17 protein-coding genes are annotated in these 10179 nt (G+C 35.8%); 9 read left to right on the top strand and 8 right to left on the bottom strand.

Annotated elements, in window-relative coordinates; translation table 11 throughout:
- Positions 1-569: 569 nt before the first annotated feature.
- Complete coding sequence (locus F907_RS17390; RefSeq protein WP_016651011.1) at positions 570-1292, bottom strand: hypothetical protein; 723 nt, start codon at positions 1290-1292, stop codon at positions 570-572.
- Positions 1293-1503: 211 nt separating this feature from the next.
- Here F907_RS17390 and F907_RS17395 point away from each other — a divergent pair, with 211 nt between their 5' ends.
- Genes F907_RS17395 through F907_RS17405 form a run of 3 tightly spaced genes read left to right on the top strand, consistent with a single transcriptional unit; the run spans position 1504 to position 2999 of the window.
- Entirely contained in the window at positions 1504-2394 is an 891-nt protein-coding gene (locus F907_RS17395; protein ID WP_016651010.1) for a MobA/MobL family protein, read from the top strand.
- A gap of 39 nt (positions 2395-2433) precedes the next feature.
- Positions 2434-2790, top strand: coding sequence for a hypothetical protein (locus F907_RS17400; protein WP_016651009.1), 357 nt, complete (start codon positions 2434-2436; stop codon positions 2788-2790).
- A complete protein-coding gene (locus F907_RS17405; RefSeq protein WP_016651008.1) occupies positions 2787-2999 on the top strand; it encodes a hypothetical protein in 213 nt (70 codons plus the stop codon). The genes F907_RS17400 and F907_RS17405 overlap by 4 nt, the downstream gene beginning before the upstream one ends.
- A gap of 41 nt (positions 3000-3040) precedes the next feature.
- Here F907_RS17405 and F907_RS17410 read toward each other — a convergent pair whose 3' ends face one another.
- The 3 genes from F907_RS17410 to F907_RS17420 form a co-directional block, all read right to left on the bottom strand.
- Positions 3041-3322 carry a hypothetical protein gene (locus F907_RS17410; protein WP_016651007.1) on the bottom strand — a complete coding sequence of 94 codons (282 nt, stop codon included), beginning with the start codon at positions 3320-3322 and terminating at the stop codon, positions 3041-3043.
- 50 nt (positions 3323-3372) lie between these two features.
- Positions 3373-3894, bottom strand: a complete 522-nt coding sequence (locus tag F907_RS17415) for a hypothetical protein (protein WP_016651006.1) — start codon at positions 3892-3894, stop codon at positions 3373-3375.
- Positions 3895-3955: 61 nt separating this feature from the next.
- A complete protein-coding gene (locus F907_RS17420; protein WP_016651005.1) occupies positions 3956-4135 on the bottom strand; it encodes a hypothetical protein in 180 nt (59 codons plus the stop codon).
- A gap of 322 nt (positions 4136-4457) precedes the next feature.
- On the opposite strand from F907_RS17420, the gene F907_RS17425 reads away from it, so the two are divergent.
- Both F907_RS17425 and F907_RS17430 read left to right on the top strand, forming a co-directional pair.
- On the top strand, positions 4458-4787 hold the full coding sequence (locus F907_RS17425) for a helix-turn-helix domain-containing protein (RefSeq protein WP_016651004.1): 330 nt from the start codon (positions 4458-4460) through the stop codon (positions 4785-4787).
- Positions 4788-4817: 30 nt separating this feature from the next.
- On the top strand, positions 4818-5642 hold the full coding sequence (locus F907_RS17430; protein WP_016651003.1) for an ImmA/IrrE family metallo-endopeptidase: 825 nt from the start codon (positions 4818-4820) through the stop codon (positions 5640-5642).
- A 228-nt stretch (positions 5643-5870) separates the two neighbouring features.
- Here F907_RS17430 and F907_RS18985 read toward each other — a convergent pair whose 3' ends face one another.
- Positions 5871-6014, bottom strand: a complete 144-nt coding sequence (locus F907_RS18985; protein ID WP_016651002.1) for a hypothetical protein — start codon at positions 6012-6014, stop codon at positions 5871-5873.
- A 217-nt stretch (positions 6015-6231) separates the two neighbouring features.
- Between F907_RS18985 and F907_RS17435 the strand changes: the two genes are divergently transcribed.
- The 3 genes from F907_RS17435 (at position 6232) to F907_RS17445 (ending at position 7199) form a co-directional block, all read left to right on the top strand.
- Complete coding sequence (locus tag F907_RS17435) at positions 6232-6567, top strand: hypothetical protein (protein ID WP_002125021.1); 336 nt, start codon at positions 6232-6234, stop codon at positions 6565-6567.
- Between the two features lie 69 nt (positions 6568-6636).
- Positions 6637-6816 carry a hypothetical protein gene (locus F907_RS17440; RefSeq protein WP_026441249.1) on the top strand — a complete coding sequence of 60 codons (180 nt, stop codon included), beginning with the start codon at positions 6637-6639 and terminating at the stop codon, positions 6814-6816.
- Positions 6813-7199 carry a type II toxin-antitoxin system death-on-curing family toxin gene (locus F907_RS17445; protein WP_002125026.1) on the top strand — a complete coding sequence of 129 codons (387 nt, stop codon included), beginning with the start codon at positions 6813-6815 and terminating at the stop codon, positions 7197-7199. The genes F907_RS17440 and F907_RS17445 overlap by 4 nt, the downstream gene beginning before the upstream one ends.
- 1 nt (position 7200) lies before the next feature.
- Here the strand turns inward: F907_RS17445 and F907_RS17450 are convergent, their stop codons facing one another.
- Positions 7201-7761: a macro domain-containing protein gene (locus tag F907_RS17450; protein ID WP_002125033.1), complete on the bottom strand. Its 561-nt coding sequence runs from the start codon at positions 7759-7761 to the stop codon at positions 7201-7203.
- A 53-nt stretch (positions 7762-7814) separates the two neighbouring features.
- Here F907_RS17450 and F907_RS17455 point away from each other — a divergent pair, with 53 nt between their 5' ends.
- Complete coding sequence (locus tag F907_RS17455) at positions 7815-8330, top strand: hypothetical protein (RefSeq protein WP_002125020.1); 516 nt, start codon at positions 7815-7817, stop codon at positions 8328-8330.
- A gap of 172 nt (positions 8331-8502) precedes the next feature.
- On the opposite strand, the gene F907_RS17460 is transcribed toward F907_RS17455, so the two are convergent.
- Together F907_RS17460 and repM are read right to left on the bottom strand one after the other, a co-directional pair.
- Positions 8503-9060: a plasmid replication DNA-binding protein gene (locus F907_RS17460; protein WP_016651001.1), complete on the bottom strand. Its 558-nt coding sequence runs from the start codon at positions 9058-9060 to the stop codon at positions 8503-8505.
- 63 nt (positions 9061-9123) lie between these two features.
- Positions 9124-10047 carry a replication initiation protein RepM gene (repM, locus tag F907_RS17465; protein ID WP_016651000.1) on the bottom strand — a complete coding sequence of 308 codons (924 nt, stop codon included), beginning with the start codon at positions 10045-10047 and terminating at the stop codon, positions 9124-9126.
- Positions 10048-10179 lie beyond the last annotated feature (132 nt).

Raw genomic sequence — 10179 nt, 5'->3', positions numbered from 1 at the left:
ACCCCTTAAACCTATCTTTATCACCCCTTAAACCTATCTTTATCACCCCTTAAACTATTGCAAACAAAGGTTTTCAGCTTGTCTAAAAGCATTTAAAAGTATTTAAAATAATTAAAAGCCTAATCTGATCAAAATTGCCCTTGGTTTTCGCTACGCTCAAACTCTATTGAATCTCGCTTTCGCTCGATTCGGGGGGCAATTTTTTGGTTCTTTTCGTTGTGAATTTGAGAAAAAGCAAAGACAAGAGCAAAAGCAACTCGGAATTCGCTTCGCTCATAGAGCTTTATGCTCGCTTCGCTCGGTCTAGGCTCAAATTTATGCATCTAAACTTCACTTTTTTAGGTTAATCAACCTAAAAAAGCAGTTTTTCAGAGGGCCGAGGCGCGAATTTTGGGGATGTCGCTCGTAGACACTCGCTTGGTTAAGCCGTTCTTATCGTTTATAGATGCGGTGTCATTTGCTTCTATTTGCGTTTAGAGGCACTTTTTTGTTTTTTGGGCACTGATCTCTAGTTTAGTTTGAAATGATCGTACTATGGCGAAAATACAGCGTTTAAACTTGATGTTTGTTCATTCCTCTGATGTTTTGTTGAATGGGTTTCTTGGGTCTTGTTTGGCTTCTTGTATAAATCGTTCAATTTCTTGATATTGGCTTGAATTGGAAATTTCTTGGGTGACTGTCTGTAGATCTTTGTTGGTTTGTTGCATGGTTTTACCGATCAAGGCCATACGAAATAAGGTTTTCAGGTTGTCCAAGTCCTGATTGGAGTGGGTTATTTGAAACTTTGCTCGTTCAAAAACGCCTAGATAGAGTGAGCCGATAAAGTATTTGATCTGGTCTTCTCGTTTTTTCTGTTGTTTCTGGCTTTGTTTTTCCTTTTGTTGTTCTGGATTCAGCGCTTTTTCTATTTTCTGATTCAGGTTTTTCGCTGCGGTCTGATGGCGTTGCGTTTTGAGGATCTCATCCAGTGCATCGTGCATTGCAAAGTAGGCATCGATGTCATGTTTTTGATGGAGCTTGAGGATATTCTGTTCCAGTGCATTGCGTTTGGCAGCTTCTGTCTGTTGGATCAGTTGCAGCTGAAGCATACGTTTGTTGTAGGCATTGCGTTCATAGCGACATTTCTGGATCAGTTGTCGGTCTTGCTCATTGAGATCCTGAAGACTTTTTTTGTTTTTGAGCATGTGCAGGCAACGTTCTTCAACTCGACGTTTGAACGGTAGATTGAGGATATGCGAGCCGAGTTCGTTGATTTCTTTTGCGGTGAGAACTAACGCTTTGCGTCCTGCCATTTGGATCTCATTTTGCCTTGGATTGAGACCATGTTAGCGTCATGTTGTTGGTGTTTAAACTATTTTTTCTGCTATGCATAAAAAATAGTTTATCTCGTTTCCGTGTCTTTTTTTGACAACAACCGCTAAAGCGATTATTGTCAAAAAAAGACACTCCTCCTCGCTCCTGCGGAGAGCCTCCTTTGCAAATTGGATCTCAGGTGAATTCGGCATGTTTTACATGAATATTCGGCACAATGTGAAGAAGGATTCCAGTTCCAAGAACACCTTCCATTATCTGACTCGGACGGCTCATTTTGCCGAGCAAAAGGCCGATGAGGAACTGGAGTTTGTGCGTTCTGGAAATATGCCTGCTTGGGCTGTCGATGCGCCTGCAAGCTTTTGGCATAGTGCGGATCGTTATGAGATTGCTCGAGGTCGAACCAGTTCAACCTTGACTGTGGCTTTACCAAAAGAATTGTCGAAACAGCAACGTAAAGAATTGGTCGAGGCCTTTATTCAGGAATTTGCTGATCAGTATCAGTTCCCTTATACCGCAGCGGTGCATAATCATCCGAGTGAGCTGACAGGTGAGGATCAACCGCATTTGCATCTGATGTATTCTGAACGTAGTCTGTCCGATGGGATTGAACGACCACCAGAACAGTTTTTTAAGCAGTATCGTCCAAAGAATCCCACCAAGGGTGGCGCACAGAAATTAACGGCTGATGCGTTGGGCTTTGGCCGTGATCAGGTCAAAGCCTTTCGAGAAAAAACTGAGCAGCTGATTAATCAGGCTTTGGAAATGCATGCACCGATGAAAACCGTGATTCTGGAGGGTATGGAGATTGTTGTTCCAAATCGAGTGAGTTATTTGTCCAATCAGGAATTTAACCAGAAGTACGGAACGCAATTGCAGGATGTCCCACAGATCTACCGATGGAAGTTGAAAAGTGCCGATCCGATGATTCAGCTTGAAGTTGAGGCACAGAAGCACACCATTCAACAGATTCGGCAATTTAACAAGCTCCAGATCTACCAAAAGGAGTACAACCAAGCTTTAGAGCAGCGTAAAAATCAAGATCTAGATCGTGATGATAGTTATACGCCATCATGGTTCTAGGGATATTGTGAGGTTTTAAATAAAACTTTTGGAGGTCGTATGAAGACTGGAAAACAAATTCTTGAGGGTTTATTTGACGATCAACGTGCAGCTGCACATGATTCCCATCATCCAGTGAATGATCAGCTTCGTGCCAGTCTATTGTGGAAGAAACATTTACTTGAGTTGATTCAGATCCCACGGCATCAACTGAAATCAGATGATAGCTATGTTCTAGTAGCTGATATTCCAGAGTATTTTAAGACAGAGTTTGAGCAGTTTCTTTTAGGCCAAAACTCGTTACAGCATGTGGATCATCCTGATGAATCACGATTGGATAGCAAACGTTTGGACAGTTTTATTGCCTATCTAAAAGATCATCCAAGTTATAAATCAGAGCAGCGTGGCCAAGTATGAAAAAGAATGTAGATGCAGAGCGAATTCGGGCAGCGTTTAAGGCAACGCAAGGGATTGTGGAGCATTCATTTGAGCAGCATGTGATTGATGCCAGTCAAGCCGATGTTGATGCGATGATTGAACGGATTGCTTCAGGTGAGTCGAGTTTTGAGGAGGAAGATGAGGTGTTAATGATGAAATGGCGAGCTATGAATGCCTTACAGAATTAGAGTTCATAGCTACCTTTAGATTTAAATACGATAAAGGTATTTTAGTAATTCTTATGTTGTCTAAAGTCAAAGATACATTTGGCTACATCACCTAAGTAACTGACACATGGTGTTATATCATCCCAATAGCCTTGAATCCAAGAGCCAAAGAAAAAGCCTAGAATAATCATTAAAATAGATATGAACCAAACTTTTTCTTTGATCGTTGTATCTTCATTTTTAACCCATGCTACAATTTTTCTGGTTCCTATATTTCCAAAGTAAAATACAAGGAACAGTAAAGCACCAATAAATGAAAAAATACCAATTCCAAATGTGAACATAAGATCCTCTTTTTTAATTAATACGTTTATTTATTAGTTAGAAATTGGTCTTAATTTACTGTTGTAAAAAAAGAATCCTTAAGCTCAAGCATGCCTGCTAATGCTAAAGTAGGTATACAGAATAAAATAAAGCCTAAAGTAATAAAGCCTAATCCATAAGAAATGCCCAAATTGCTAAAGCTAAGTAAAACACCTAAAGTAAAAAATGTTGAAGATGCTATAAACATAAAGCTGAAAACAGTAGATAGAGCAGGTTCAAAATTAAGAATGAAATTCTTAAGCCAATTGGGTGTTATAATTTTTCTTTTGAAATTTTTATCTATTATAACAATAAAAAACAAAGGGATAGTATATATTCCAGAAAGCCATACCAGTATGTTTATGTAAGTATGATTGGTAGGTAAAAGGCTAGACATCATATTATTAAAGTTAATTAATTCATGACTTTCATTATTAACAACTGCAAATATATCAAGACCTAAAGCAAAACTAAAAGGAATAACTCCTAAAAGGATAGTTGTTATAACGCCTTGTTTTGTAGCTTTTTTAATATATTTTTTAGGTGGTAACATATTGTTTTTCCTTTTTTTAAATAAAAAGGACTGCCAAACTAGTTCAACAGTCCCTAACCACTCATCGCTTACTATCTGGTGTACGTTCTACACGAACCCAGCTTGAGTTTGGTTTTGATGTTGGTGGAGCAATCGTACGATCAGGAATTGTAGAGTAGTTATCTCTTAATCCACCACGAGGCCCTTGCTCTCTATAAATACCACCATCACGTCCAGTATTTTGACCAGGTTTTAACGACATATTTTTCTCCTATGCGTATTGAGTTAATTTCCATGTAACGGCATTACCATTGTGTGGGGGCATTCGATTTCCCTTAGCAATTGGTGCTGTTGTAGATGGAGTGTCTAGAGATTTCCAGACGCCACTTTCAGGACATGTTTGACCTGTTGATGCTGTTGTACCTATTGGCGCTTTAGCCATGTTAAACTCCGATAATATTGTCGATTTCGACAAGTTTGTGTTGTCGAGAATATTTTTAACACTACTTGTCGAGATCGTCAACATTTTTTTTCTTTTACGAGTTATTATGGAAATATAAGAATATAAACAGTAGAATAAAACTATGAATAATCTATCTAATGAAACCTATGTGTTTCCTGAACGCTTAAGAGAGATAAGAGAGTTACGTAAACTTACTCAATCTCAACTGGCTGAAAAATCTAAAATTCCATCTACCTCAATTTCACATTTGGAAGCTGGGTCAAGGAAACCATCTTTTGATAATTTAAGAAAACTAGGAACAGCCTTAGATGTATCTACAGATTATTTATTAGGAAGAGTTGATAATCTCGAAGATTCTAATGTAGATACTTTATTTAGAGATCTTCAAAATTTAACAGATAGTGATAGAGAAACTATTAGAAGATTTGCAGAATCTTTAAGAAATAAATAAACTATTTATTTTAATATCTTGAATAAAATAATGTCTAATAATGTTAAACAATTTATTGAAAAAGAAGCTATTCAGATTAGGCAAGTTTATGATTTTCTAGATCCTGAGATAGATCTTTTTAGATTAGGTGAAGAACTTGGAATTGAGATAAAAACACAATCTCAGACAAGCCATGGCATCTCTGGGGCTCTTATTAGAAGCGGTAATAATTTTATGATTTATTATGCCTCTTCAATTAATAATATTCCTTATCAAAGGTTTAGTATCGGACATGAATTTGGACATTATTTTTTACCAGAACATCCTGAAAATATTTTAAAAAATGATGCACATTTTTCAAATGCAGGCATTGGTAGTAAGGATAAATATGAAAGAGAGGCTGACTATTTCTCTACGTGCTTATTAATGCCTAAATCCATATTTGAGCAAGAAATGTATAAATATAATGATGGTATGGAAGCTATCAAATCTTTGGCTAGTATTTTTAATACCTCTCTAACATCTACCGCTATAAGATATATTGAACTCACTGAAACGCCAGCAATGTTAGTTATTAGTTCGAATGGCTTTGTCGATGCAGTTTTCAGCACCAAAGAATTACGTAAATTTGGTCAATGCCTTTATGCAAAAAATAGTGTTTTTCCTAGTAAAAATATAGTTTCCATTGAGATATTGAAAAGAGAAATTTATCTTAATGAATGGATAGATACTAATCATAGTCTTAAAGCTCTTGAGGAAAGTGTTACGTTAGGCTCTTATGAAAAGACTCTTACTGTTGTCACAACAAATACGATATATGACGAAGTCGAAGAAGAGCTTAGTGGTGAAATATGGGCTCCTCCTTCTTTCAAGTAAGATTTATGTACGATACTAATTTTCTGTAAAATAAAAATTTTCGCGTATTTGCTTGTTTATTTAACATAATGGTGGTTATACGAAATCATTTATAAAAAGTTTTTATTTTTCAAATATTTAAAAAATTAGTCATGACTAAAAAATAGGTAAAAAGCCGACTCCGAAACAAGTCGGCTGCTTTTTAAGCAATTTTGTCACTTTTAGCCAATAAAATCGGTTAAAAAATAATCAAAATTTCAGTTTTTCCTGATTTCTCAGGGCCTCCATTTCTGAAATTATCCCCATTTCCTGCGGACAAATATCGGGATAAATCCCTGATAAAATCATGTACGTTTTGGCGTACAGCCATTCAAGAAAATTGCCAATAGCCATACTCAGCTCAATTTCCTATGATGAGTTCATCGAAAACAGGATGTTCCACATAACAACAATAAGATCAGCGACAGGACGCGAGGGATGACAGGAGTTGACCCTAGTACCAAATACGAAAAACCCCGACAGGATGTCGGGGTTTTTTATTGTCTGAATATTTTCGGATAATCCGTATTATATTAATTTTAGTTGAACTTAAAACTAGGCATAAAGACAAATGAAAATAGGGATCTTTTGGTACTGGAATAATCAAGTCATTGGTATTGCACATTCCTTTAATATTACGAAAGCAGACTCTATTGGCCTGATTGATAGCCCATATACACATATTGAATATTGGATTACATTGCAAGAAAAGTATTCTGAACTACAAAACTATGAGTATGAACAGATCCCAAGAGGTCGAGTAATTTTTGATACCAACAAAGAAAAATCAATTATTTATTTGGATAAGACATTGTTATATAAATCAAAAATTAATAAAGTCTATGATTTTTTTAATTTAAATCCAGAACAATCGGTGCTAAAAAAAGACTCACACTATCAAATTTGACCAACACTACTGTTAGATCAACAAACTTGCGTTAAAATACACACGATCACTCTTAGAATGGTAAGCGATATGAGAAAACGTCTTAAAGATTATAATATTGAACAAGTATCTAGTCGTGAAAAGGTTTCTGGACAAGTTTTACCTATAAAGTTTAGTAATGATGAAGCAACTAAACGAGTTGTTATGCATAGTGCTAGACGAGTGATCCAGCAACATAAAGCAGAAATACAAGAGTTAGCTTATAAATGAGCTTGATTAGTTCGACATTCGTAATTGCTGTACATGACGAGATTTTGCTTCAAACAGGTGTAGGTCGATCTGGTTGCCAGATTGAGAAACTGGAAAGCGTCCTAAACCGTATAGATCAGCAAATGTATTACAGTAATGTGAGTGATATCTTTGAAATTGCTGCATGGTTTGGTATTGCAATTTCTAAAGGGCATGCATTTGTCGATGGAAATAAAAGAACAGGGCTAGCAGTGATGCTAACTTATCTTGAAATCCAAGGTGTGACCATTCAAGAACACACGGGTTTAGATGATTTAATGGTTGATATCGTTGAATCCCAAGAAGATCATGAGCTTTTAGCCAAACTGGTAGCAGGATTCTTATATGAGCTATCTATAATTTAATTTATTCAATCTGTATTTTTATTTTTGGGTCGTTAATGTTAGAAAGTATCTCCTTATAAATTAAATAGTTTTCATCATCTCGGCATACAAAAAATACTTCTTCAACACAGTCATATTGGGGAAGTGTTGAAAGTATGGTACCAATTGCAATTTCGGCTGCCAGTTGGCGAGGAAAACCATAAACACCTGTACTGATGTTTGGAAAAGAAATAGTTTTTACACCAACATGGTTAGCTTTCATAATCGCATTACTATAAGCATCACAAAGCAATTGTGGCTCATTACGCTCACCATCTAACCATCTTGGCCCAACAGCATGAATAAGATATTGGGCAGGCAGGTTTCCAGCAGTAGTAACTTCTGCTTGTCCAGTTGAACACCCGCCTTTTTCTTGATGAAGTTGAATACATTCAGTCTTCATCAAAGGTCCTGCTTTTTTATGAATGATATAATCAAGCCCACTGCCACCAAGCAAAGACTTATTCGCTGAATTAACGATAGCCTGTACAGCGAATGTTGTAATATCTGTTTGGATTAAAATAACTTTCTTAAGATTACTCATTTTATCACTATAATAAAATCGCTAAGGTAGCAGTAATTTTTTGGAAAACCAACATGACTGAAAAAGAACATATTAATCAATATATTAAGAGCACGTGTGATTTAATCATTCAACATGTAAAAAACATTATCACTCTTCAAGAAAACATTAATAAACCATGGGGATATAGCTCCAGATTAATGGAGCATTTATTTCATCCAGAAAATGAACTGCTTTTTAAAGGATACTCAAAGAATATTTTTAATAATAAATCAGCAATGGCTATTAAGCCATGGAAAGAACATATTGTTCCCATGGCTTATGTCTTTAACAACTTATGGGTATTAATTGAAAGCAATGAATTATCAGATGCTGAACTCTCCAAAATTCTACAAAGAAATCTTGGTGTAGCCCATATTTCCTATGAAGAACAGAAAAAGTTAGATACTAAATTTTCAGGATTAAAAACAAATATGCCTAATGGATGGTGTTTGAAAACAGGTGATCCTATAGATCGTTTAAAAGCAGTTGGTATTGAATTAGTTGATGAAAATGGGGTTGAAATTCAATCTTTAATTACCCCTATTTAACATAAAATCTCTTATGCGAAGTCAATTTGTTAATTTAATTTAAATCAATACCTTAAGTAATTTTACTCAGCCCAATCAACCCAGATCGGGCTTTTTTATGGATTCTTCACGTTCCACGCCTAGTATTTAACCATTCTTCCACAATTTTGATTAGCTACAGTCAACAATGCTCTCACCCATTCGGTAAGAAAAAGCGACTGAGAAAGCCTCTTTTCGGCTGCTCTGGTTCTATATGCTCTGGCACTGGAATACGCTTATTTTCTGTTTCGACTGGAGTAGGCAATCCGTCATCTTTCGGCTCGGGTTCTGACCGAGGATCTGTTGCTATATCTGGAGCAGATTTCTGATCGGTAAACGTAGTCATATTGGATTGTGGGGGCTTCATTTCAATGAGTGTCAGCAGTGTATCTATACGAGCATTTGCCTTGGCTTCACGATCTTCGGCTTTTTCTAACTGTTTTTTTAGAAAATCAATTTGGTTTTTGAGTTCTACAACTGTTTTATCAGTGTATTCAGATGTATTTTGATTTTGTATTGGAGACGTATCGATACGTTTTACTTGTTTTACTCCAAAAGGTTCTCCATAGACACGAAGAAGTTCTGAAAAATCTATAAAACCATCGTGGTCACGGCTTAACACACCGTTTTTTATATCTTTATATAGCGTAGCTCGAGATTTTTTATACAGGGTTGCAGCATCACTAACACTGTATTTTGTAGCTGTATTCATAGTGTATTGCTGTGTATTTTGAAAACGTATTAGAGAATACAATATGTGTATTCTCCAATACACTCAAGCTTTAAAGCCTAAGTTTTTTAGATGAGGCAAAAACTGTTTTTGCTGTATTGGATCTCTTAGCATTTCTTTGATTTTCGCGGCTAGGCTCTCATAGCTTTCATTACCATTTGCTAAGTTTGAAAATTCAGGTAGTCGTGAAAGCTGATTGCCAAACATATTGATTTGAGCATCTGTCATTTGTTGGAATGCTGTTTGGGGCGTTCTAGTTAATTCTTGTTGAGATGGCCTAACTTTCGATTTAATTCTGAATTGAATGTCAGTGATAACTCGTCCTTTTTTGAATTGGTCATAGTCAACGGTAATATCAGTGTGTTTATTAATTTCACTTACTGCTCTGTCTAATACGTTGGATTTGAAGTTAGACATTGTTGAATATTCAGTCGCGTCAAGACCTAACTTTGATCTAAGATTGTTAATACTATATTTCTCAGTTTTTGCTACATTCAACCATTTAATTAATAGCTCATATAGTCTTATGCTATATTTACTTCTAAAATCAGATACTTGCTCTATATGATATTTGGTAAATTGTTCGCTTAATCGGCTAATTAAGCTGATAACTTCGTTGCTAAGGTATAAAACAATAAGACCATTAGAATCTACATAGGTCACTTTGTTTACCCAATTTGCTGTAGTAAGAGCCTCTAGGCCCTTATATCTATCTAAATAACTGAACTCCCTTCTTTTTAGTGTTTTTGCTGCCTCTCTGAGCAAGCCATAGGCATTATTACTATCCACTTTAAATTGATGAATGTAGTCGCTTACAAGCACTTCTATTGGTGTATCTGGCGTGAGATTAGAAGACTCTCTAGCTCCAACTATGGCCAAGAGCATAATACGTTGCTCTATGAGTGATAAGTTAAAAGAAGCATCGATAAGAGCATTATCTTTAACAACTAATTTATTGTTATTTGTCATGATATGAAGCTTATTAATTCATTTAACTAGGTTATATGTCATATATTTTAAATAGTCAACAATCTATCTATTCATATACCCCTTAAACCTATCTTTATCACCCCTTAAACCTATCTTTATCACCCCTTAAAC

The sequence above is a fragment of the Acinetobacter colistiniresistens genome (assembly GCF_000413935.1).
In the GTDB taxonomy this organism is placed as follows: domain Bacteria; phylum Pseudomonadota; class Gammaproteobacteria; order Pseudomonadales; family Moraxellaceae; genus Acinetobacter; species Acinetobacter colistiniresistens.
The sequence above is the reverse complement of the archived record's forward strand: the minus strand, read 5'-3'. Positions and strand labels throughout refer to the sequence as shown.